The sequence below is a fragment of the uncultured Helicobacter sp. genome, assembly GCF_937906905.1.
GTDB lineage: Bacteria > Campylobacterota > Campylobacteria > Campylobacterales > Helicobacteraceae > Helicobacter_B.
On sequence record NZ_CALERY010000030.1, the window covers coordinates 1 to 23,511 of the forward strand.

Genomic DNA, 23,511 nt, shown 5'->3' on the forward strand with positions numbered 1-23,511 from the left:
AAAAAAAAAACGGCTTTTATCATTAGACTAAATATTTACGCATTGTTTGCGAAAGTTTGTAAAGGGTGTGTAAAAAATATGTCGTGCTTGTAAATGTATCGTAAAAATAACAAGAGATATTTCGCCTAAAGGCTCAATATGACAAGAAAAGAGCTGAAAATATAAAAAGTGGATTCTGGGGATTGGGGAACTAGAATCTAGGTCTGCGTGGAGTCTAGCGCCCTAGATTCTGCTAGCGTGAAGCAATAATGCCCAAGCATTAACACTTGCAAGAGCGGAGTGAAAAAATTTGCCACTGGGATAAACCCCAGCAAATAGGTCAAAAACACAAAGCCCAGCCGACTCCCAGCCTGCTTTCTCGTGCTTTGCAAGATATGCTTATACTCATCGCCAAGCACTTCATGCCCTATATCAAACATCATCACTTTATAAAAAAACACAAAAAATGGCACAAGCAGCAGCACCCCGCCAATAATCGGGATAAAAAACAGCGGAGAGCAGATAACACAGCTCGCGCATAGCAGGACAAAGGCTTTGAGAAAATATACCAAGCTTGCGCGCAGAGATGGGGAGGTGGGCTTGGGGAGGTGGGGATAGTGGTGCTTGCGGATATGGGAAATGGCTATAGGCACATAAAACATGCTCACAAATACATTGCCGACTACTGCTAGTAGTAGCACACAAGCGCCCAGCAGCAAGTAGAGTGAAAGCTTCAGTGCAAAGCCAAGCGTCCAAGCCCCAATCCCAGAATCATACAAATAGCCACGCCAGGATTCTGGCAGCAGTCCTGTGGCATAGGCATAGAGCGTATCGCTAAAGGTATAGAGCACCACACCCCAAAACACCAGCCCTAGCAGCACAGGAAGCATATTAAGCGCGATCATGGGTGCGCTTAGAAAGTCGCGCTTGCTTTGTTGCAAAATCTGTAAAAACTGCGAAACCCCCAAAGGAGTGCCGGGATTTTGGGGACTCTTGTGAGCTTGGGTGGCTTGGTGGGGTTGATTGTGCTGGGCTGTGGGGGATTGCTGCGTGCTTGGGTCATTCATGCTGGGCTCTCCTTGATTTGATATGTCGCTTTTATATTTTTACGCTGGGCTAGATTCTAGGGAGTTTTCCTAAATAGCGCAATATGCACTAGCCCTAAATGCCAATCCACAAGAATCCACACAAATCTCCATGGACTCTAAAGGGGCTTTGTGATGTGTGCAAATCTAGCGTGGAGGGCTTTAAGATTGGCGGATTTTCTCTAGCCATTCATTGAGTGTTTTTTCAAAGCCTTTTTGCGTGGGCTGAACGAAGCGCAGATTTTTAAGCAGATATTCCTGTGGGACATAGCCGCCGAAGTCATGCGGGTATTTGTAGCTTTTAGAATGCGGGAGGATATGGGGGCTTATGGGGAGAATTTCGCCCTGCTTGATTGCCTCTAATGCTGCGTTTATGGCAGTGTAGGCGGTGTTTGATTTGGGTGAGGAGGCTAGATAGATCACGCACTGGGCTAAAATAATCCTTGATTCTGGGTAGCCGATTTTGCTCACTGCTAGCATGGTGGAGGTGGCGAGATTTAGGGCGCTGGGATTGGCGTTGCCAATGTCCTCGCTAGCAAGGATTACGAGTCTTCGTGCGATAAATTCTGGGCTCTCCCCACCTGCTATAAGCCGTGCAAGGTAGTAGATACTCGCATCTACATCGCTACCACGGATAGATTTGATAAGTGCGGAAGCGAGATTGTAGTGCGTGTCGCTCTCGCTTGCCCCGTCATTTAGGCTCACTGGGCGCAGGGCTTTGACATCTTCTAGGGTTATGGTATCGCTTAGAGTGAGAATCTCTAGGATATTGAGCATGGCACGACCATCGCCCCCACTGCTAGCGATGAGATAGGCGCAGGCTTCTTGTGTGATGAGCTTGGATTCTGGGCTTTGGGCGGATTTTGGTGTGCTAGATTCTGGTGCGGTGGCACCTGGAGTATCGGGCTCTGACGCACTAAAATCTCCCCTGCCAGAGTCGCTGGAATCTCCAGTGCGCGTGAATCCAACGACCCCCAGCGCGCGATTAAGCAATGTTGTCAGCTCATCGTTGGCTAGTGGCTTAAACTCACACAGCAAAGAGCGGGAGCGAATCGCATTTGTGAGCGTATAAAATGGATTCTCCGTGCTAGCTCCCAGCACAATCGCCCTGCCCTCCTCCATGATAGGCAACAAGACTTCTTGCTGGGGCTTTGTAAGCCTATGCACTTCATCGATAAACACCACAGGCGTGATGAGTGAGCCCTCATAAGGCTTAAGTGCGGTATGCAGGGAATCAAGCTTAAATTTGGTCGCATTAAAGGCGAGAAACTTATCATCAAGCTCTTTGGCAATAAGGCGTGCGAGAGTGGTTTTCCCACTGCCTGGAGGTCCATAGAAAAAGCAATGCGGCATTTTTTTGGCTTTTAAGGCGCGGTAGAGTGGTTTATCTGGGGCGAGCAAATGCGCCTGCCCGATGAAGTCTGCTAGGCTTTTTGGGCGTAGAGTGTTGGCTAGGCTCATGGATTCTGGGTGCGCAGATTCTTTAGATCTGGGAAGTGGGTGGATTTTGGCGTGTGAAATACACTAGCATGGCTATTTGCGCTGAAAAATCATAAGCTCATAAGAGCTTTGTTTGATTGTAGGGCTGGCGGCGTCTTTGCTTGCATTGGCGCGCAGCTGCTCGATGAGGACATCAAGCTCATCGAGCCGCTCTTTCAAGCGCAGGATAATATCCACACCCGCAAGATTCACGCCCAAATCGCGCGTAAGGCGCAGGATTGTTTTGATTTTGTCAATATCGCGCTGGGAATATAGGCGCATTTTCCCCTCTGTCCTACCTGGCTCGATCAAGCCCTCCTTTTCATATTGGCGTAGGGTCTGTGGGTGGATTTCTAAAATCTTGGCTACGACACTGATAAGATATACGGGCTCATCATAGCTATACATTTGCACTCCTTTGTAGCGTATTTGCGCTTGGTGCGCTAGTCTTGAAGCTCCTGGCGTAGGCGGTCTTGAAGCTCCTGGGAGAGAGAATCTAGCTGGGGGAGGATAATATTGGCGCGCAGGTAGAGATCGCCCATGGCTTGGGTTTTTAGGTTTTTAGCGCCTAGCTCTTTGACACGAAAGCGCTGGGCGTTTTTGGTGTTTGGCGGGATTTTGAGGGTTACTTCTTTGTGCAAGGTTGGGATAGTGATTTTCCCGCCAAAAAGCGCGGTTTTAAGCGGGAGATCGAAGCTCTGTGTGATATTATCGCCATCGCGCTCATATATCGGGCTAGAATCTACTTGCACTTTTAGGATAAGGTCGCCGCGGCGATTGCGCCCATGATTGCCTTTGCCACGCAGGCGGATACTTTTGCCATCGCTAATGCCTGCGGGGATTTTCATATCGATATTTTCACCATTAAACGATACGCTGTATTTCCCGCCAGTGATAGAAAGCTCAAATGGGATACGGATACTCGCTTGCACATCGAGATCCTCGAAATCTCCGCCAAAGCCTCCTGCGCCAAACCCGCCGAAGTTAAATCCGCCATTAAACCCCCCATTGAAGCCTCCGCGCGCACCAAAAATCTGGCTCAAAATCTCATCAAGCCCAGCGCTACCCCCCTGTGCGCGCGCAAAATCGCTGAAATTCTGCCCGCCAAACATATTATCACCAAAGCGATCATATTGCTTGCGCTTCTCTTCGTCGCTTAGAATCTCATAGGCAGCATTGATTTCTTTGAATTTTTCTTCAGCTTCTTTGGCTTTATTGACATCAGGGTGGTATTTGCGCGCGAGCTTGCGGTAGGCTTTTTTGATCTCATCTTGCGAGGCACTCTCGCTCACCTCTAGCACTTCATATAGACTTTTACTCATGGGTTTCCTTTATGGTTGCATTGTTTGTTTGATAGCAATAATTTAGTGTCATTGTAGCATAAAAGTTTAGCGTTATGGTATAAAGGATAAACAACATCAGCAGAATCTAAATAACTGCAAAAAGATTGTGCAAAATATAGAAGCAAGGAGAAGCCGACTTGCAAGCTACGATCTAGCTTGCAGTGCGGTGATTACATCGCAGCTTTTGCTTTTTGGACGATGAGTGCGAATGCTTGAGGGTCATTTATCGCCATATCAGCTAGAATCTTGCGATCAAGCTCGATATTTGCACGCTTCAAGCCATGGATAAATTTCGAATAGCTGATGTCATTGATTCTGCATGCAGCATTTATGCGCACAATCCATAAGCTCCTGAAGTCGCGCTTTTTCTGCTTTCTATCGCGAAACGCATAGCATAAGCTGCGTTCAAGCTGCTCTTTTGCTTTGCGAAAATGCTTCCTGCGCCCGCTATAAAATCCGCGTGCGAGCTTTAGGACTTTCTTATGTCGTCTGCGTCTGACAACGCCTGTTTTTACTCTCATTATTTCTCCTTTACCTATCTATCAAATAGTTTTAGGTGTAGCTTTTGCTAATCTTTCCCTGCAATCAGGGGGACTTTATACTATGCTTGGCACAAAAGATTCTTCACAGAATCCATATTTGCGCTATGCACGAAATGTGGGGATTTGAGTCGTGCTTTGCGCTTTGGCGATTTTTTCGTCAAGATATGACTACGAAACGCACTGCCGCGTTTGACAAGATTTTTCTTGCATTTGAAGCGCTTAGCTGCCCCACGATTTGTTTTCATCTTTGGCATTGTCTTTCTCCTTTCATAAGATTGTGTCGCAACACTTGAGAGAAGCAAGCGCGGATTCTAGCATAGAGAATCTAAAAACTGGCTTGCAAAGCCTAAAATTTCATCGCAAGCTTTGTCATCACATAGCTGCGGTTTATGGCGGTGTTTGGCGCGATGTTTGGCGGCGCGAAGTCGGGGTTCAGCACGCCGCTGTGGCGGTAGATGCTTGTGTAGTAATTTGCGATGAGTGAGAGGGTTACAAGCTTGTTGATACTCATATCTAGGGTAAGCTTGAGCGAGTATTCATCAGCGGCAGGGGCAGTGGTGTAGCGACCATCTAGCCCTATGTCATAGCGATTTTTGTAGCCCAAAAACTCTCTATCAAAGCTTGCTTTGGTGAAAAATAGCGCGCTAAAGGCGTCTTTATACACGATAGCATTAAGCGAAGAGCCAGTAGCATACACGCTATTATCCCAGATATTTACCCCAAGCGGCGAGCCAAAAAACCCAAGCCTAGCGTGAGATAGCCCGATATTTTGCTGCATAGCAAGCGCGAGATTATAGGAGCTGCGCTCTTTGTAGAAGTCCAAATCCTGCTTTAGCATAATGGTAGCAGTAAGCCCCTCTTCTCTCCCATTTTCATCGCGCAAAAAGCTCCCAAGCAGCACAGGCACAGGCATATAGAGCTTATCATATATCGGCAGGACGACATTGAGCCTTGTGGTGGCGTTAAAGCCGCTAGACTCGCTAGCAGCGGCGTTTGTCTCATAGCGCGCATTGAGTCCGGGCGCACTATACTCGCTAATGCCATAGTAATAAAACGCGTGGATAGCAAGGCTGCTGCCATTGCCAAAGAGCTGCGAGAAGCCTAGCTTGCCACTTAGCAGCCCCCTAGGCACATTCGCGCGGCTATAATCCCAGAAAAATCCATCACCAAGCAAGGCTATGCTAGAGATAGCAGCAATCTCCGTGTAGAAAATCCCAGAATCTGTGAGTTTTAGGCTATATCCTAGCTTGCCACCCTCCACAAAGCCATTGACATAGTCGCCATCATCGTAGGAAAACCGCCCCAAAGATAGGTCATACGCGCTCTTGCCCCTATCTTGCGTGAGCGCGAAATACGCATTGTGGATATAGTAGTTGCGCGTGTTTAGGGCGGTGGGAGTGCCTGTGCCATCGTAGCTTGGATTAAAGCCCACATAGTTGTAGCCAAGATTATCGCCCCTTCTTGTAGAGTCTTGCGCCAGCCCTGCCCCAGCACCGCCTAAGCCCACTTGGATTGAGCCAGACTCTAGGGCAGCCCTAAGCTCTAGCCCAAGCGTGCCTAGCATATAGCCATAGCTCTCTGTTGGCGAGATTTTGTCTCCGCCAAGCGCGAATTTATTAAAAGACTCTACTTGTATCGTGGGGAAGATCCCTCTTGTGCTTGTGTCTTTGCTCTGCGCAAGAGTTTGCACACTATCTAATGAAGCGTGCGCAAAGCCCATAAACAGCCCAATCATCGCAATTTTTTTCATTACCGCCCTTTGTGAGAAGTTGTCAAATGCGGCATTATAGTGGGGGTTTGATTATTGTTTGCTTTATGTGCTGGGTATTGAGAAATGCGAGAGTTTGCAGGGTTTGCTAGATAAGCGTGCCGTTAATGCTTTGAAACAATGCCTTAAGAAGTTCTTACAAAAAAGTCCAAACAAAGTTTAAGCTATGGATTGTCCCTAACTCTAAATCATTAGACTTGCCATAGATATTTGCACGATAGGCAATATCGGTATTGACAAAATACGGAATTATTTTTGCTATGCCTAGACCTACTTCAATATATGCTCCATTTGCTTTGAGATTATGTTTCTCGCTAAAGTTTGCTCCGACACCAATTATAAGATTAAGGGCACCAAAATCTCTTGGAGGGTGAATATACAGCATTCCACCCACAGAGTGAGTGGGGGCATAAGTGTCCATATAAAGATATTTAAGCCTTGCACCAAATCCTATTTCATAATCAGTAAAAGGAATGGATACAGAAGGCTTTAAACCAAATTCATCATTTACAAAGAAATTCCACCCTACACTTGCACCAATGATTCCGCCAAATCTATCTTTTGCTACTTTATTTGAATCTATCTTGTTTAAATCTGTGCTAAAGCCATAGTGAAAGGAAGCTATTTGTAGCCAATTTCCCGCTATATGTAGTAGCTCTTGCTCAGCCTTTAAGCTCCCACATATCATAATGCTAAGTAGAAAGATTTGTAATAGTCTCATCACCTTATCCTAAATACTCTTTACAAAAGCGGATTCTAGCTAAAATCCATATAGGATTCTAGCTGCAGATTTCACCCAGCGCGATCAATCGCGGATTGCGCACTTTTGTAGGTTGCTAATCTGGCTGCTTGCTACCACCAAGATACTACTCCGCCCTAGCCTAAATGAGTGTCTCCAAGCTCCGCCTTACACTAGAATCCACTTTTGATTATGGATTGTATGTTTGTTTGGGGCATTGGCAAGATTGGCACATATTCGCCCTATATATAATGGGGCTTTGATTATTGTTTGCTTTATGGGGTTGAAGTGATTTGCTAGAATCTATGGAGAGATGATAAAGCTAGATTCTAGGCAGAATCTAGCTAAAGACAGGGGCTGGGGCTACATCATTCCCATACCGCCCATTCCACCCATACCGCCCATATCTGGCATAGCTGGAGCAGGCTTGTCCTCTTTGATCTCATTGATTGTAGCCTCTGTGGTAAGCAGCATACTTGAGACAGACACGGCGTTTTGCAGTGCCACGCGAGTAACTTTCAAAGGATCGATAATCCCTGATTTAAACATCGCTACATACTCGCCGCTTGCGGCATTAAAGCCATAGCCTTCTTCTTTGGTGTTTTCGATTTTATCAATCACCACGCCTGCGTCATAGCCCGCGTTAATAGCGATTTGTGCCAAAGGAGCTTTAATAGCGCGTTTAATGATGTCATAGCCAATTGCCTCATCGCCTTCAAGTTTTAGCTTGACCTTTTGCGCCGCGCGGATAAGAGCCACGCCACCACCTGCTACAATGCCCTCTTCTACCGCTGCTTTTGTCGCAGAGAGCGCGTCATCTACGCGGTCCTTTTTCTCTTTCATCTCTACTTCGCTAGCAGCACCGACTTTGATCACCGCTACACCGCCGCTAAGTTTGGCTAGCCGCTCTTGGAGCTTTTCTTTGTCATAATCGCTTGTGGTCTCTGCGATTTGTGTGCGGATTTGCGCTACTCTGGCTTTGACATCAGCACTCTTGCCCTTGCCATCGACTATGGTTGTGTTGTCTTTATCGATGACGATTCGAGCAGCTTGCCCAAGGTGCGCGATCTCTGCGTTTTCTAGCGTGAGTCCCACTTCATCGCTAATGACCTCGCCACCTGTAAGGATTGCGATGTCTTTTAGCATTTCTTTTCTCCTATCGCCAAAGCCCGGAGCTTTCACTGCTGCGACATTTAGCACACCGCGCAATTTATTGACGACCAAAGTCGTAAGAGCTTCTCCCTCAATATCTTCTGCGATGATAAGCAGCGGCTTGCCACCTTTCATAGTCGCTTCAAGCAGGGGGAGAATGTCTTTCATCGACGAGATTTTTTTATCAGTGAGTAGCAAATACGCGTTTTCTAGCTGGATATTCATTTTATCCGCGTTGGTTACAAAATATGGGCTTAAGTAGCCGCGGTCAAACTGCATACCCTCTACCACACTTAGCTCATCGTTGATCCCCTTTGCTTCTTCCACGGTGATCACGCCATCTTTGCCGACTTTTTCCATAGCTTCTGCGATTAGGTTGCCGATTTTCTCATCGGAGTTGGCAGAGATTGTCGCTACTTGGGCGATCTCGCCTTTGCCACCGACTTTTTTGCTAGCTTTTTTCAGCTCTTCAATAATCGCTTCAGCCGCCTTATCCATACCGCGCTTGACTTCCACAGGGTTTGCCCCAGCGGTGATGTTTCTCAAGCCCTCTTTATAAATACTATGCGCTAGCACAGTGGCAGTAGTCGTGCCATCACCTGCGGCATCTGCTGTCTTGCTCGCCACTTCTTTGACAAGCTGCGCGCCCATATTGGCGATAGGGTCTGCTAGCTCGACTTCCTTTGCCACAGATACGCCATCTTTGGTGATTGTAGGCGCGCCATAGCTCTTTTGGATAAGGACATTGCGCCCTCTTGGTCCCATTGTAACTTTCACCGCATCGTGTAGCTGCTTCACGCCCTCATAGAGTTTGTTTCTCGCGTTATCGCTAAATTTGATTTCTTTTGCCATTGTTTGCTCCTTGTGTTATTGTGTTGATTACTTGGACAAAACGCCAAGCACATCTTTGATCTCAAGCACGATATATTCTGCTTTATCAAGCTTGATTTCACTGCCAGAATATTTCCCAAACACGACTACTTCGCCCTCTTTCACAGACTTTTCATCAGCGACTTGCTTGCTAATAGCAATCACCTTGCCCATAAGCGGCTTTTCTTTCGCGCTATCTGGGATAATGATCCCTGAAGTCGTTTTGCTCTCTTCTTCAAGTCTCTCAACCAGAATCCGTTCGCCTAGTGGTTTGAATTTCATAACTTCTCCTTACACTGTAAAATTAGCACTTAAAAATTTTAAGTGCCGAAAGTGTAGAAATATTATGTAAATAAGTCAAGTATTTATATGATTAAAGTAAATATTCCTTAGTACATATGGCTAAATATACTTAATACTATATATATAAATAAATATCATACTATCACTTACAATATGCATGAAACTTACGCAGAATCTAAATTCTTGTGAGCATATCTGCAGTGTTTAGTGGGAGGTATCGCTAAAACGCCAGTCCTAAGCCATAGGTCAAGGTCATTGATATGGTTTTGTGAGCTTCTGGGACGATGGTTTGGGACTATTTTTTATGTATCGTTTTGTCGCATATTTTCAAAATCTGTTTTTTTTTTTTTTTTGATTTTTGCTATCATTCCGGCTTTGCTATGGATTTTACATCGCATCACACCTACGCATTGTGCAGCGCTACAGCGCCTGTTTGAGTGTATGCTGGCTGGTGCTACACCATTAAATAGACCTAGGATATGAAAGCCCGATGAGCAATAAAACACAGATTGGTTTTTCCCATTTTCCATTTTCAAGCACCCTTGGCGCTGTTGCCAAGCCTGATGCGCTACTAAATTGTCTTGTATTTATTCCGGCACTTATTGTGCCCTTTTCCCCATTCATCGCGTTTTTCATCGGGCTCTTGTTGCTTATCGTATTTGGTAGCGGATTTCAGCGATGGCATAGGATCTTTGTGTCCATTGTTGTGATTTTTGCCGGCGCAGTGCTATATGGGGATGGGATTCCAACCGGTGATTATGCCAATTATTATGAAACTTATGAAAAGCTCTTAACAGGTGACACGAAAGCACTTTTTGACTATGGTAATGGTATAGAAATCGCCTTGCCCGCCATATTTTGGGTGTTTGGTAAGGTTTTCGGGCCGCTTGATTCATCGTGCTTCATGGCACTTGTTATTTTCACTGCCGGCATTTTACTTTATATCTGGCTTGAAGTCTATGGGCTCAAGCAGATCGCCCAGAGGCAAAAAGCTATTTGTGTGGCACTTGCGCTAATGTGTTTTGATTTTTGGTTCGCTGGTGAAGCCATGAGACAAATGCTTTCAAGCATCATGATTCTCTATGTTATGACCGCACAAAGGCAAGAGAGTCGATTTTTTTTCATTCTTTTAGCCACACTTTTTCATGCAAGCGCATTGATTTTCATCGCTATTATTTGGCTACTTGTGCACTATCCCAAACTCGGCATTGGATTATGCATAGCAATTTGTGGGAGTTATGTAGTGTTTTACGAGATTGTAAGCACACTCTCTCAAATACCCCAAACAGTCTTGTTTGACTCTATACGCATTAAATTATTCTATTACGCCAGTGGCAAGGCCGATGAAGGAGGTTTTTACTTTCGCAATCTTGTTTTAAGTTTATTTCTACTTACCTGCACATGGGTTTATGTTGATAAATCCCAAGCCAAATGGCGCCGCATCATCATTGGGCTTGGGATTATTTATCTCGCCGCTGCTTTTGTAAGCAATCACCTATCATTGCGTGTGGGGGTATTGTTTTTCTTTGTATCTTTTGGATACTTTTTGTTTCTTGCATTACGCAAGCAGCCACTGTTGCTGTATAGTTTTTCGCTCATATACTTACTTGATCTGTCCGCAATGGAGCTAAACAAAGATATTAACAATCCTACCAGAATCTTCTACAACTACGACATCATTGGTCCGTTTTTCTACTATCTTTACTAAATCACACTAAAGGAGTTCCATGGATTCTTGGGATATTTTACGGCTATTTATTCGGTATTGGAAAAGCTTTTGTGCGACATTCGTGTTCGTGCTAGGGATTGGCATATTTCTCGCTCTGCGCCAAGGCAACGCACCCTTGCCAGAGCCAGCGCCAAGTCCCAGCAGCCCCACAGCAGACTCTAGTATAGATTCTGGCACAACCCCTAAGCAGCCAGAATCCACACCGCGCTCAAGCAACAAACCCACCATACACTACTATCAGTTTCCCATCATGCTTGCCAAGCTTGATAGTCGCCCCATTATCCCAGAGCCCATGCTTCTGGACGCGCTGAAGGATTTCTCCTGCACCAAGCCCAATGAGCAGCCAGAATCTATACCGCACTCCGGAGAATCCACCCCTAACACCCAAGAAGCCCCACAAGCACCCATATCTCTAATCCCAGAATCAGGCGCTTGCATCATCGCCATAGAGAAATCCTATGACGCAATCGACCTTGTCTATATCGTTTCACTGCAAGCCTACGAGCCCACCAAAGCCCAGAATCTCGCCAGACAAATCGACTCTAGTATCCGTACAAACCCATTCATCAAAGACTTACAAGCAAGCATCACAGAGCTTGCGACAATCGCGTGGCGCACCAAAGATGCCCAGAATAGCTGGAAATCTATCGAGCTAGCACGAGCAAGCAAAAATATCGCGCGCCCCGAGATAAAAGAGATAAAAGAGATAAAAGAGATAAAAGAGATAAAAGGATTTGTCCAGACTTCCAAAAAGTCTAAACTCATTCTTGCATTCCTAAGCGCATTGATTTTAGCTTGTTTGGTTGTGTTTGTGCGGGATTTCTTTGCACAAAATGCCCACAGACTACGCCCGCAAGCCTAGCACCCCACGCCATGCGCGCCACTTTCTGGCGCAAGCAGCATTCCGCAAATCTCCCAGCAATCCCACTTCTGCATGCAAGAGCCCTAGCTCCATATCGATTGCGACTGCATAAGCCAACTTGAAACAATCAAGGAGCAATCAAGCTCAAATCAGCCTGCTTGCCACGCCTTAGCCCAGTGCCTTATCTGCGATATTTGCCCCCGTCATCACAATCGCAAAACAATACACGCATAAAAGCGCGATTCTATGCGTATATGCGCTTGCTCTTGCGATAAGCGCGATTCCACTTGCTACACCGATAATTGAGCAGCAGCCTATCAGCACTGCCGCGCTAAAGAGCTTACTATCAATCACTTCCATGTGATAGAGCGAGAAACTCCCAGCCACCGAGGAAAACACGACAAAAAAGAGCGAGAGTGGCACAACCCTCTTAGAATCATAGCCTAGATAGTAGCCTAAAATTGGCGCGATAAGCAGTCCGCCACCAATCCCAAGCGAAATAGCAAACACCCCAGTAAATGCCCCAGCAAGCACGAGAATCATACGCTTTTGCCAGCCCTGCCTAATAGGATTCTCGCTTGTGCCAACCTTTGAGCGCGCCGCAAATCGATAAAACGAAACAATCGTTAGTGTCAAAAATGCCACGCTTAGCACAAGCTCGCTACACAGACTTAGCACCACCCCACTAAAGCTCGCGCCTATCATTCCCCCAAGCCCGATGAACGCCCCCTCACGCAGATCAAGCAGACCTTTTTTGTAGTTTATCGCAGAGCCAAAAACACTCGCAAACATCATCTGCACAATCGAAATTCCAATAGCATGCTGAATCGGGAATCCAAGCCACAGCATGCAGGGCACGATGATTGTCCCCCCACCAATCCCAAAAAACCCAGCCGCCACGCCAGAGACAAGCCCCACCACAACAAACCCCAGAATCTCCCACCACGCAAACTGCGCTATCACCTCAACCATGCGTTATCCTTGTATCTACACCCCAGAATCCAGCCTAGATTCTGCACACCAAAGCCCAGGACACAATCTCGCTATTGCGTATCAATACGAATATTGGATTTGGGCGTAATGGCAGGAGGGTTGTGGAAGATATCCCATTTTGTAAGCACAATTTCTGCTTTTCGCACAAGTAGGTTATAGAGCACGATACTAGGGATAGCCACGATTAGCCCCATGGCAGTGGCTTTAAGCGCGAGGGCAAGTCCTGTCATGATCGTTTGTGTATCGACAAATGATGTTTTCCCAATATCCACAAATGTAAGCATTATCCCTGCCACCGTGCCTAGCAGCCCTACATAAGGCGCATTTGATCCAATTGTAGCAATAAGCGTCAAGCGCTTGTATAAATCCAACTCCAAAAGCCGCTTATCATTATAGTCATCTACACGCACAGTGGCATAAAACCACGCACGCTCGATTCCTATAGCCACCACCAGCACAGAAAGCACGCCCAAAAACCCCAAAACTGAATAATCAATAATTTCTTTCATCATGCCCCTAGCTCCTTGCTACTCTTGCTAATTTTGCTCACGGATTCTACACAAATTTTTACATGTAGGCTCTTAAATAGATTCTAGTAGCCCTAGCTTCACACTAGATTTTATAAAGCTTTTGCGATGGATTGGCGTTAAGCCATGGCGTGCGATAGCTTCATAGTGAGCTTTAGTGCCATAGCCTGCGTGCTTTGCTAGCCCATAGTGCGGGTGGATTGTATCAAGCTCGGCGCTCTCCCTGTCTTTAGCGCATTTTGCTAGAATCGAGGCGCATGCGATTGGTGCAAGCAGGCTATCGCCTTTGATAAGCGTCTCTAGGCTGATTGATTGTGATATCGACTTGGGGGGGAGCGCGCCAAATGTCGTATTCCCATCAAAAACAAAGTGCTGGCATATCGGGGCAAAATGCGCCATGATCTCCTCTAGCGCTTGAGCAAGCATTGCGCTTAGACCTTGCTCATCGATTTGCGCGGCAGATTTTCGCGCGATATGATGCGCGATAACAAGCCTAGAATCTAGCTTGAAAGACTCTGCCAAAAATCCGCTTGTAGATTCTAGTGCAAGCAGCGTAGATTCCAGCGCGAAGCGTTTTGTGCGCGAGAGCTTTTTGCTATCAGCCACGCCAAGCGCGAAAAGCTCCTCGCTCCTTGCACGCACGCACACCACGCCAGCCACAAACAGCGATCCTGCGATACAGCCTCGCCCCGCCTCATCGATCCCACAAATCAACTCCATATCCGCTCCTATATATTGCGCAGTGTGTTTAATGCACCTTCTGCTGGGTTTGCAGCATGGATTCTGCAATATTGCCTGCGGCAGTGCACAAGATATCTGGCTCATTTGACAAGGCAAAATCCATAACCATTTCTAATAACTCGCGCAATATCGCACCAATCTCCTTGCCAGAAACCATAGGCGCAATCACCTTAATCTCATCGCCATTTATAGCAAGCTGGGCAATTTGGTAGCAGAAGCGTTGCTCACGGATTTGCGCGATATGCTGCTTAAGTGCGCGCGCTTGCTGATCGACAAGCACTATTGTCAAAATATGGGCAAGAAGCATGAGAGTCTGCAGGGATCTGGACTCTGCGTCTTTATCAAGCTCATGGGCGAGTTTGAGTGTCTCGCGCAGTGTTAGGGGATTTGCACGAGATATAGAGGGCTTTCCGCGCGCTCCAAGGCTCACTACATAGGGCATAAGCCTAGCACAGGTAGTAGCGATATGCCTGCTATATCGAAGATCACACAAACACCGCTCCACGCGCACCCCCACATCTCTCACACCTCGCATACACAAGTCTCCAAAATCCGCCACGCAATCCCACAGCGCATAAAACCACACACATAGCCGCACAATCTGTGCTTCACTACGACTATTCTCGCTCTGCGCTTGTGTGGCATTGTGTGTATTGTAGCGCTCGATGACTTGTAGATTGACGCGCAATTGCTCCTGCGCACTACTAGATTCTGCTATGGCACGCAGCTCGGGGGCAAACTCGCCAAATACTTCCGCATAGACTGCGCAAAATGGCACAACTGCACTCGCCATAAAAGGTGAGCATAGAATCTTTTCCCACTCATCTTGCTTGCGCTCACTGCTTATTGCAGCGAGCCTTGGAGCATTGGCGCGCAGGGCGGATTCTGTCTCATTCTCTAGGGAGAATCCAAAACTCGCGCAAAACCGCAAGCCACGCAGAATCCGCAGAGCATCTTCGCCAAATCGCCTATGCGCCACTCCCACACAGCACAATTTCCCCAAGCGCAAATCCGCAAGCCCGCCCACACTATCACATACGCCATTATGCAAATAAGGCACATAACGCCCATAAGCTCGGGTAAGCCGGGAGACTAGCCCAGAATCCAAAACCCCAGAATCTAGTGCTGTGGATTCTGGGGCTGCCTCAAGCTTGGCAAGGCGAGGATTATATGCTAGGGCATTGCAAGTAAAATCTCGGCGTGCAATATCTTCAAGTAGGCTATGCGTATAGCGCACTTCATCTGGGCGACGAGAATCCGCATAACCACTCTCAAGCCGGAATGTCGTAATCTCTACAATATGCGCCGCGTTTGCACTGGATTTTGGGGCGGATTCTAGCACGCCAATCGTGCCAAAGCGCGCTCCAAGTGTGATGAGCCTATATTTAGATGAGAAAAGTGCCAGAATCTGCTCTGGTGTGGCATCTGTGGCAATGTCCCAGTCTTTTGGTGCTCTGCCAAGCAGGCTATCGCGCACGCAGCCCCCAATGACAAATCCCTGAAACCCACTAGATTCTAGTGCTGTGATGATGGTTTGCACAAGCGGAGGGAGTGTGATTTGAGGTAGGAGCTCAGGGAGCGGTGGCTTAGAGAGATCGGGCATGGCGCGGAGGAAGCCTTTGGATTTTAAGATTTATATATGGAGTTTTATTATACAATAAGAGCTTTTATTATTTGCATAAAAGGAAAGCCATGAGGACAGAGCAAATCGCAGCAAAGGCGCTCGAGCAAGTCAATAACGATCGCTATGTGCTAGCAAATATGATTTTCAAACGGGTAAAACAGCTCAATGGTGGCGCACAAAATCTCGTAGGCGCAAATCTCAAAACCGACAAACTCACAGACATCGCCATGCGTGAAATCGCTGAAGGTAAGCTTGTGCTTGAGCGTATCGAGGAGATAAAACAGCCTTAACTCCACAATCTTACAAAGCCGTATCTCGATAAGTCGGCTTTAGTAGGGTGCAGCTCTTAATCTAGTTGCTTATACTCACCCAGAATCCACCCTAGGAGCGGTGTTTGGAAATTTTTACACAGGTGCGAAATCTTAAAAGCTTCCAGGAGGCTAAACGCCTCCTAGCGAGCTTGTGTGAGCTTACGCCAAATATCGAGCGCGCGATTGTGTGTGCGCAGGAATGCCACAAGGGGCAATTCCGCGAGAGTGGTGAGCCTTACATCGTGCATCCTCTGTGTGTGGCGTGCTTCGTGGCATTTTATGGTGGCGATGAGGCTATGATCTGCGCGGCACTACTCCACGATGTCGTTGAAGATACAGAGCTAAATCTCGATAGCGTGCAAGGAGATTTTGGTCAAGCAGTGGCAAAACTCGTCGATGGTCTAACCAAAATCGATGAGATTCAAGAAGAGGAGCTGGGGCAAAAGGCTGATAATCAGCGCATAGCTGTTGCAGCCCTGACATTTCGCAAAATGCTTATCGCCGCAGTCAATGATCCGCGCGTGCTAGTAATCAAAATCTGCGATCGCTTGCACAATATGCTAACACTTGATTCACTAAGCGAGTCCAAACAACAGCGCAAAGCAAAAGAAACGCTCGTGGTCTATGCACCAATCGCGCACCGCCTAGGAATCTCTAGTATCAAAAACGAGCTAGAAGACAAAAGCTTCTACTACATCTTCCCGCAGGAATACGGCAAAGTCCAAGATTTTCTCCGCAATAACAACCAGCCCCTAACTCTCCAACTCAATGAGTTTGAGCACAAGCTCCGGCAGCTACTTTTGCAACATGGCTTTGGTGAAGAAGATTTTGTGCTAGAGAGTAGAATCAAGCGCCCCTACTCTATCCACCTAAAAATGCAGCGAAAAGGTGTGGGAATCGATGAGATTCTCGATCTCCTTGCTGTGCGCGTGCTGGTAAAATCAACAATTGATTGCTACAAGATTCTAGGGCTTGTGCATTTGAGCTTTAAGCCTATTATTTCGCGCTTCAAGGACTATATCGCCCTGCCAAAAGAAAATGCCTACCAAACGATTCACACAACGATTTTTGATAAATCGCGTGTGTTTGAAGTGCAAATCCGCACCTTTGATATGCACAAAAATGCCGAGTTTGGCGTAGCAGCACACTGGAAATATAAAAGCGATGGCGCAATTGCACCAAATCTCGACTGGCTCAAAAACCTCCAATATCAAAACAACAATATCGAAGAGTTCTACGAACTTGCTAAAAATGATCTCTATCGAGAGGATATTGTCGTATTCTCCCCTGATGGTGATACATTCACATTGCCTGCGGGCGCAGTGGCACTGGATTTTGCCTATCTCATTCATAGCGAGCTGGGCGATAGAGCCAAGAATGCCTGTATCAATAATCAGCAAGTCTCTTTACTTCAGCGACTAAAATCTGGGGATATTGTAAAAATCATCACCGATGAGCATGAAGTGCCAAAATACACATGGGTAGATATGGTCAAAACCTCGCGTGCTAAAAATCACCTAAGATTTCAAGCACAAAATCGCTTGAAAGAGATCGAAAAGCAAGCGGGCATAAATATTTTAGCCACGATTTTTAGCAAGGATTCTGCCGTGTTTGCACGCTATCTCTCTATGCGCTCTTTGGACTCTGATCTCGCGCGTTGCGTGAATGATGAAGGGTATTTGCAAGAGCAGTATGCCGCGATTACGCAGAGCTTTGGTAGCTGGTTTGTGAAATTTCGCTTCAATGTTTTGACGCCAAAACGCATACAGCTGGAGAATTTCGTATTTTTCAGCAATCGCACTATTACAGGCGTGGCATTTGACTACTGCTGCCGCCCAAAATACGGCGACTCGATGATGGCAGTCTTACAAAATCAAAAGGCTATGATCCACCATAAGCTTTGCAATAAGCTTGGCGAGCTCATCAAAGAGGGGGCACCCATGGTGTTTGCTAAGTGGGCGCAGGTGAGCAAAAAGGCATATAAAGTCATCGTCTCGCTTGAAGACAGAAGTGGCACGCTCGCAGCATTTCTTGCCGTGCTGGCAAAAGAGCGCTGCAATGTCATTGGGATAAACTATTGTGGCTATGATACGCAAGCACCCTCACTCTATTGTGAAGTGATCTTTGAAATCGAGGACAAAAACCGCAAGCATATCCGCGATTTACTCTCGAGCAAGTTTGCTATCATAGAGTTTTCAAATTTCAAAGACGCCTACCAGACTTGACTTCAACCAGAAAGGACCGCATGTCGCAACATATACCAGAGCATAAGCCAACCCCGCTCCAATCGCCTAAAGATATATCACCAGAGATTCTAAAATCCACTGCCAGAGCCATGCAAGAGATTGCGCGAGGGGCGAGTGAATTTATCGGGGAGGAATATATCGCCAGCCTAGTGCAGAGATTCTACACCACAGGGGAGCGCTTCATTGTCAAAGCTGGCTTTGATCCCACTGCGCCTGATTTACACCTAGGGCATGTCGTCCTGCTCTCCAAGCTCGCAACATTTCAGCGCTATGGCGGAGATGTGAAGTTTCTCATCGGGGACTTTACTGCGACAATCGGCGACCCCAGCGGCAAAACCCAAACCCGAAAGCAGCTCACGCGCGATGAAGTCGAGCAAAATGCAAAAACCTACAAAGAGCAAGTCTTTAAAGTGCTAGATCCAGCCCATACTGAAGTGTGCTTCAACTCCGCATGGATAAATGCGCTTGGCATAGGCGGGCTGGTAAATCTCACTGCGCAGTTTTCAGTAGCGCGTATGCTTGAGCGCGATGACTTTACTAAGCGCTACAAGGAGAATCTACCAATTAGCATTATTGAGTTTATCTATCCGCTTTTGCAGGGCTATGACTCTGTTGCGCTTAATTGCGATATTGAGCTAGGCGGGAATGACCAGAAATTCAATCTCCTAGTAGGTCGCGCGCTCCAGCGCTCCTATGGATTAGATAAAGAACAATCCGTGCTCACCGTGCCCCTCCTTGAAGGGCTTGATGGCGTCCAAAAAATGAGCAAATCACTTGGCAATTACATTGGTGTTACAGAAAATCCTAATACAATGTATGCTAAGATAATGAGCATTTCTGATGAGCTGATGTGGAGATATTATGAACTTCTAAGCCAAAAAAGCCTAGAAGAGCTCCAAGCCATGCGCGAAGGTGTGCGATCTGGCAACCTACACCCAAAAAGTGTGAAGCAAAATCTCGCCCATGAAATCACAGCTAGATTCCACGGCGCTGGGGCAGCAGAGATAGCACAAATCGAGTTCGATCAGGTCTTCTCGCGCAACCAAATGCCAAGCAATATCCCGGTTGTGGAGTTTAGCACACAGGATTCTGGCGTGTGGATTTGCAAGATTCTCCAAGAGAGCGGGCTTTGTCCATCAAGCTCTCAGGCTAGACGAGATATCCAAGCAGGTGCTTGCAAAATCGATGGACAAAAGGTGCTCGATGAGAATCTCAAACTCACCCAGGGCGAATATGTGCTCCAAATTGGCAAGCGTAAATTTGTTAAAGCCATCATACTATAAGGATTTATACTAATGAGAACAGCTCTACAACCACTAAAAATAGGCAAACATACAATTAAATTCCCCATTTTTCAAGGTGGAATGGGCGTTGGGATTAGCTGGGACGAGCTCGCTGGTAATGTCGCAAAAGAGGGGGCGCTAGGGATCATCTCGGCAGTTGGCACAGGGTATTACAAAAAAATGCAGTTTGTCGAGAAACTCGTGCTTAATAAGCCATTTGAGACGATAAACTTCTACTCCAAAGCCGCGCTCAATGAGATTTTTGCCAATGCGCGCAAAATCTGTGGAGCAAATCCACTAGGCGCAAATATCCTGCATGCGATAAATGATTATGGGCGTGTCGTGCGCGATGCGTGCGAGGCGGGAGCAAATATCATTGTTACAGGCGCTGGGCTGCCCACCAACATGCCAGAATTTACCAAAAATTTCCCCGATGTCGCGCTTGTGCCCATTGTCTCATCGGTCAAAGCCTTGCGTATCATTTGCAAACGCTGGGAAGAGCGCTATAAACGCGTGCCAGATGCTGTAATCGTAGAAGGACCGCTGAGTGGCGGGCATCAAGGATTTAAATACGACGATTGCTTCAAGCCAGAATTTCAGCTAGAAGCAATCGTCCCGCAAATCGCCCAAGAAGCCAAAAGCTGGGGTGGAATCCCCGTCATCGCAGCTGGGGGAATCTGGGACCGCAATGATATTGATAAATTCCTTGCTCTTGGAGCCAGTGGTGTGCAAATGGGGACGAGATTCCTAGGCACAAGAGAATGCGATGCCAAAGCCTATCAAGAAATCATGCCCAGTATCCAAGAAAGTGATATTGAGCTCATCAAATCCCCTGTGGGCTACCCTGCTCGAGCCCTACGCATAGGTGTGCTCGCGCGCCTAGCAGAGGGCAATGCCCCTAAAGTCAAATGCGTAAGCAACTGCGTCGCGCCCTGCCATCGAGGCGTAGAAGCCAAAAAAGTGGGATACTGCATCGCCGATAGTCTGGGCAAAGGACATTTGGGCGATAAGGCAGAGGGCTTGTATTTCAGCGGTGCCAATGGCTATAGAATCCAAAACATCATTAGCGTAAAAGAACTCATACAAGAGCTCACGCAAGGATAGTGGGCGAGGATAGTGGGTGTGGCGAGCATTACTCCTTGTGCTGCTGGCATGTATCACAAAGGGGCAAAATCTCCACATCACCAATTCAATCCCCTTTGGCGCAAGCAGCCTAAAGGTTGTTTTTTCCCAAAACATTGAAAACCTCGAACTCACTCCGCGTAAAATCTCCGAAAACTCTCTCTACATCGACATCGAAGCCGTGCTTGATAATGGCAAAAAGGTCTATTATTTCCCGCGCAACGCCCAAGTAACAATCGCGCAAAACACACCTAAAATCACGCGGTTTGTCATCACAAATGGCAATACTCTCATCTATCAAGCCAAACTCGTGCAAAACAATCTCTATCTCTCATTTGTCGATAAAATCCCAGAATCTAGCACCGCCAAAGATGCCAATAAAAAGCCAGAACCCCAGAAACCCAAACCTAGCACCCCGCAAAAATCCCCAGAATCTAAAAAACCAGATTCTAGCAATACCAAGCCTCCTGCGACCAAGAAGCCAGATTCTACACCTACGCAAAAGCCAGCCCCTAAGCACGAGGTAGAATCTAAAAAACCCAAGCCAAAAGAAAGCACAGAATCAAACAAGAACGCCCCGGATTCCAAAGATTCTCATGCAGATTTTAAGCCTAAGAAAAAAGGCTACAAAGTCGTTATCGATGCGGGGCATGGAGGCAAGGATTGTGGCACGCTTGGGGTTACAAAAGTATGTGAAAAACACATTGTGCTAAAAGTTGCCCAAGCCCTAAACAAAGAGCTCAAAAAGCGCGGCTACACTACCTACATGACACGCGATAAAGACGAATATATAAACCTCAAAGAGCGCACCGACTTTGCTAATGCCAAAAATGCCGATCTCTTTATCTCAATCCACGCCAACTCTGTTCCTAAAACCGCTAAAAAATCCCCAAAAGGTGTGGAGACCTATTTTCTCGCCACTGCCAGAAGCGATAGGGCACGCGATGTAGCCGAGCAGGAAAACAAAGATGACATTGATGTGATGAATTATTTCTCCAAGCAAACTTTCCTAAACTCCCTAAACTCCCACCGCCTGCTTGCTTCCAATAAACTTGCAATTGATATTCAGTATGGGATTTTAAAAAAACTACGCCAAAGCTACCAGGGGATTACAGATGGCGGAGTGCGCGAGGGTCCTTTCTGGGTGCTTGCCGGCGCACTAATGCCCTCGGTATTGATAGAAATAGGGTATAATTCCAACGAAATTGAAGCCCCAAGACTCAATAATGACGCCTACCAAAAAGCCTTAGCAGCTGGAATTGCTGATGGGATTGATGGCTTTGTAGCGAAAAATTTTTAAGACATTTGGGCTAGCTTAGTCGCAGAATCTAAGGCAGGCTAGCAAGTAGGAAGTAGCATGAAACCCACATCAGGCACGATTATATTTTCTTCTTTGTTCTTTTTTTTCGTAGTGTTTGTGCTGCTCTCTCTCATCGTTTCAAGCTTTAGCGAGACTTTTTCGAGACTTTTTCTTGTTTTCTCCTATCCACATAGGGCGTATGACTTTGCTAGCAATCTCTTACTTTTGTGCTTTGTGCTTATGTGCTGGGCATTTGTGGTGCATTCTGTGCGACATAAGCGCACCAATACCACAGAAAAGGTTGTAGCTTCTGCCATTGGCACACTTATGCTTGTATCTTTGCTTCTGCGCGTTGTGGCTGAAATCACTCAAGGGCAGCCTGATGATATTGCCTATGCGTTTAGTGATACACTTGGTGGCGTAGTGCTATGGAAAATCACAGACATTAGTATTTATACTTTCGTATATCTGTGCTTCATTGTGCTGCCTCTCCTGCTGCCTGCATGCAAAATCCGTCTCAATATCTTCAATAAATGGGGTGAGTGGCTAAGTGCCTATATGCCAAGCATAAACACGACGCTGTTTGTGCTATTTGCTTATGCAATCCAGCCTTATTATGACAAAGCAAACATGCTGTTGTATATGGATTTGTGGCTGTTTTATATAGGGTTTTTACTACTACTTGTGGTGCTCTATCGCAATGCCGAGTTATTTGGATTCTACGAGTATGCTAATCTTCTCTGGCTTGTGATAGGAATGCTTGTTTTCTCGCTGTGCTCTAAAATCATCACACAAGCCGACTACACAAACACGCGCACAATTTTTCTCATCATCGGGCTCATGTCATGGTGTGGCGAGTGGATGCTAGCCTCCATGCAAGGCAATATCAAACCAAGCAGTTTCAAAGCTCTTGTAAGCAAGTCAAGCCAGCCCAGCCAAATAAATAAAAGCAAGGAGTAGCATGGATTCCAAAGCTTATATTGCCCATCTCACCCAATCCCTAACCAAAGGTGCGATAAGCCAAAGGTGCGATAAGCCCCAAATACAAATCGCATTTATCTGCTTAGGAAATATCTGCCGATCTCCACTTGCAGAGGGTATAGCACATGCCCTGCAAGAAAAGCACCTAAAAGAGAATCCAGCAAGCCTACTACAAGGCTTGCAATGCTCCTCGGCTGGAACTTCTGGGCTGCATAGTGGGGAGAGTATTGATGATCGATCTATCGCTATTGCTGCCAAACATGGAATCAATATCGCACACTACAAAAGCAAGCAAGTAAGCCTCTATGCTCATGGCGATATGGATTTGCTGCTTGCCATGGATAAGCAAAATCTCGCCACCTTGCGTGCCATGGGATTTGATTCACACAAGGTCATGTTACTAGGCGAATTTGGACTCCACGGCGCAGAAGTGCCAGACCCATACTATGGCGGGGCGAGTGGCTTTGAAAATGTCTATACCATGCTCCACACTGCCATTAGTGAGCTATTTACACAGCTAGAGGGCTAGAAT

The 23,511-nt window shown here is 46.6% G+C and carries 21 protein-coding genes and 3 pseudogenes; 9 read left to right on the forward strand and 15 right to left on the reverse strand.

The annotated features are described in order from the left end of the window. Window positions 1-197: 197 nt before the first annotated feature. The 11 genes and pseudogenes from Q0171_RS07405 to groES form a co-directional block, all read right to left on the reverse strand. Window positions 198-1,046 carry an EI24 domain-containing protein gene (locus Q0171_RS07405; protein WP_299328420.1) on the reverse strand — a complete coding sequence of 283 codons (849 nt, stop codon included), beginning with the start codon at window positions 1,044-1,046 and terminating at the stop codon, window positions 198-200. A gap of 180 nt (window positions 1,047-1,226) precedes the next feature. Further along, a pseudogene (locus Q0171_RS07410) lies at window positions 1,227-1,889 on the reverse strand (recombinase RarA); the annotation flags it as partial. A 234-nt stretch (window positions 1,890-2,123) separates the two neighbouring features. After that, window positions 2,124-2,525 (reverse strand): annotated as a pseudogene (locus Q0171_RS07415) (AAA family ATPase); the annotation flags it as partial. A 72-nt stretch (window positions 2,526-2,597) separates the two neighbouring features. Next, window positions 2,598-2,951 carry a helix-turn-helix transcriptional regulator gene (locus tag Q0171_RS07420; protein WP_299328423.1) on the reverse strand — a complete coding sequence of 118 codons (354 nt, stop codon included), beginning with the start codon at window positions 2,949-2,951 and terminating at the stop codon, window positions 2,598-2,600. Between the two features lie 35 nt (window positions 2,952-2,986). After that, complete coding sequence (locus Q0171_RS07425; RefSeq protein ID WP_299328427.1) at window positions 2,987-3,865, reverse strand: DnaJ C-terminal domain-containing protein; 879 nt, start codon at window positions 3,863-3,865, stop codon at window positions 2,987-2,989. Between the two features lie 191 nt (window positions 3,866-4,056). Then, window positions 4,057-4,410: a 50S ribosomal protein L20 gene (gene rplT, locus Q0171_RS07430; RefSeq protein WP_299328575.1), complete on the reverse strand. Its 354-nt coding sequence runs from the start codon at window positions 4,408-4,410 to the stop codon at window positions 4,057-4,059. A gap of 77 nt (window positions 4,411-4,487) precedes the next feature. After that, window positions 4,488-4,682, reverse strand: coding sequence for a 50S ribosomal protein L35 (gene rpmI / locus Q0171_RS07435; protein ID WP_299328430.1), 195 nt, complete (start codon window positions 4,680-4,682; stop codon window positions 4,488-4,490). A gap of 92 nt (window positions 4,683-4,774) precedes the next feature. Continuing rightward, window positions 4,775-6,178 (reverse strand): outer membrane family protein, encoded by a 1,404-nt coding sequence (locus Q0171_RS07440; protein ID WP_299328433.1) that lies wholly within the window; start codon window positions 6,176-6,178, stop codon window positions 4,775-4,777. A 154-nt stretch (window positions 6,179-6,332) separates the two neighbouring features. Then, complete coding sequence (locus tag Q0171_RS07445) at window positions 6,333-6,917, reverse strand: hypothetical protein (RefSeq protein ID WP_299328435.1); 585 nt, start codon at window positions 6,915-6,917, stop codon at window positions 6,333-6,335. Window positions 6,918-7,298: 381 nt separating this feature from the next. Then, window positions 7,299-8,939: a chaperonin GroEL gene (gene groL, locus Q0171_RS07450; RefSeq protein WP_023929191.1), complete on the reverse strand. Its 1,641-nt coding sequence runs from the start codon at window positions 8,937-8,939 to the stop codon at window positions 7,299-7,301. Between the two features lie 33 nt (window positions 8,940-8,972). Continuing rightward, window positions 8,973-9,239 (reverse strand): annotated as a pseudogene (gene groES, locus Q0171_RS07455) (co-chaperone GroES); the annotation flags it as partial. 511 nt (window positions 9,240-9,750) lie between these two features. On the opposite strand from groES, the gene Q0171_RS07460 reads away from it, so the two are divergent. Together Q0171_RS07460 and Q0171_RS07465 are read left to right on the forward strand one after the other, a co-directional pair. Then, window positions 9,751-10,968 (forward strand): EpsG family protein, encoded by a 1,218-nt coding sequence (locus Q0171_RS07460; protein ID WP_299328459.1) that lies wholly within the window; start codon window positions 9,751-9,753, stop codon window positions 10,966-10,968. Window positions 10,969-10,987: 19 nt separating this feature from the next. Continuing rightward, complete coding sequence (locus tag Q0171_RS07465) at window positions 10,988-11,851, forward strand: hypothetical protein (protein ID WP_299328462.1); 864 nt, start codon at window positions 10,988-10,990, stop codon at window positions 11,849-11,851. Between the two features lie 168 nt (window positions 11,852-12,019). Here the strand turns inward: Q0171_RS07465 and Q0171_RS07470 are convergent, their stop codons facing one another. From Q0171_RS07470 to Q0171_RS07485, 4 genes are all read right to left on the reverse strand, one after another. Further along, window positions 12,020-12,823 (reverse strand): sulfite exporter TauE/SafE family protein, encoded by an 804-nt coding sequence (locus Q0171_RS07470; RefSeq protein ID WP_299328464.1) that lies wholly within the window; start codon window positions 12,821-12,823, stop codon window positions 12,020-12,022. Window positions 12,824-12,894: 71 nt separating this feature from the next. Beyond that, window positions 12,895-13,353: a TonB-system energizer ExbB gene (gene exbB / locus Q0171_RS07475; RefSeq protein ID WP_299328577.1), complete on the reverse strand. Its 459-nt coding sequence runs from the start codon at window positions 13,351-13,353 to the stop codon at window positions 12,895-12,897. A 72-nt stretch (window positions 13,354-13,425) separates the two neighbouring features. Continuing rightward, window positions 13,426-14,091, reverse strand: coding sequence for a ribonuclease HII (locus Q0171_RS07480; RefSeq protein WP_299328467.1), 666 nt, complete (start codon window positions 14,089-14,091; stop codon window positions 13,426-13,428). Between the two features lie 28 nt (window positions 14,092-14,119). Then, window positions 14,120-15,715, reverse strand: coding sequence for a CCA tRNA nucleotidyltransferase (locus Q0171_RS07485; RefSeq protein ID WP_299328470.1), 1,596 nt, complete (start codon window positions 15,713-15,715; stop codon window positions 14,120-14,122). A gap of 89 nt (window positions 15,716-15,804) precedes the next feature. On the opposite strand from Q0171_RS07485, the gene Q0171_RS07490 reads away from it, so the two are divergent. The 7 genes from Q0171_RS07490 (at window position 15,805) to Q0171_RS07520 (ending at window position 23,508) form a co-directional block, all read left to right on the forward strand. Next, window positions 15,805-16,026, forward strand: a complete 222-nt coding sequence (locus Q0171_RS07490) for a DNA-directed RNA polymerase subunit omega (protein ID WP_299328473.1) — start codon at window positions 15,805-15,807, stop codon at window positions 16,024-16,026. 104 nt (window positions 16,027-16,130) lie between these two features. Beyond that, complete coding sequence (locus Q0171_RS07495) at window positions 16,131-18,272, forward strand: RelA/SpoT family protein (protein WP_299328476.1); 2,142 nt, start codon at window positions 16,131-16,133, stop codon at window positions 18,270-18,272. A gap of 110 nt (window positions 18,273-18,382) precedes the next feature. Beyond that, entirely contained in the window at window positions 18,383-19,576 is a 1,194-nt protein-coding gene (gene tyrS, locus Q0171_RS07500) for a tyrosine--tRNA ligase (RefSeq protein WP_299328579.1), read from the forward strand. Window positions 19,577-19,588: 12 nt separating this feature from the next. After that, the gene (locus tag Q0171_RS07505; RefSeq protein ID WP_299328478.1) at window positions 19,589-20,680 is read left to right on the forward strand and encodes a nitronate monooxygenase; all 1,092 of its coding nucleotides are present in this window, start codon (window positions 19,589-19,591) and stop codon (window positions 20,678-20,680) included. Between the two features lie 16 nt (window positions 20,681-20,696). Continuing rightward, entirely contained in the window at window positions 20,697-21,998 is a 1,302-nt protein-coding gene (locus Q0171_RS07510; RefSeq protein WP_299328481.1) for an N-acetylmuramoyl-L-alanine amidase, read from the forward strand. A gap of 57 nt (window positions 21,999-22,055) precedes the next feature. Beyond that, window positions 22,056-22,958, forward strand: a complete 903-nt coding sequence (locus Q0171_RS07515) for a hypothetical protein (protein ID WP_299328483.1) — start codon at window positions 22,056-22,058, stop codon at window positions 22,956-22,958. 1 nt (window position 22,959) lies between these two features. Next, window positions 22,960-23,508 carry a low molecular weight protein-tyrosine-phosphatase gene (locus Q0171_RS07520; protein WP_299328486.1) on the forward strand — a complete coding sequence of 183 codons (549 nt, stop codon included), beginning with the start codon at window positions 22,960-22,962 and terminating at the stop codon, window positions 23,506-23,508. Window positions 23,509-23,511: the final 3 nt, after the last annotated feature.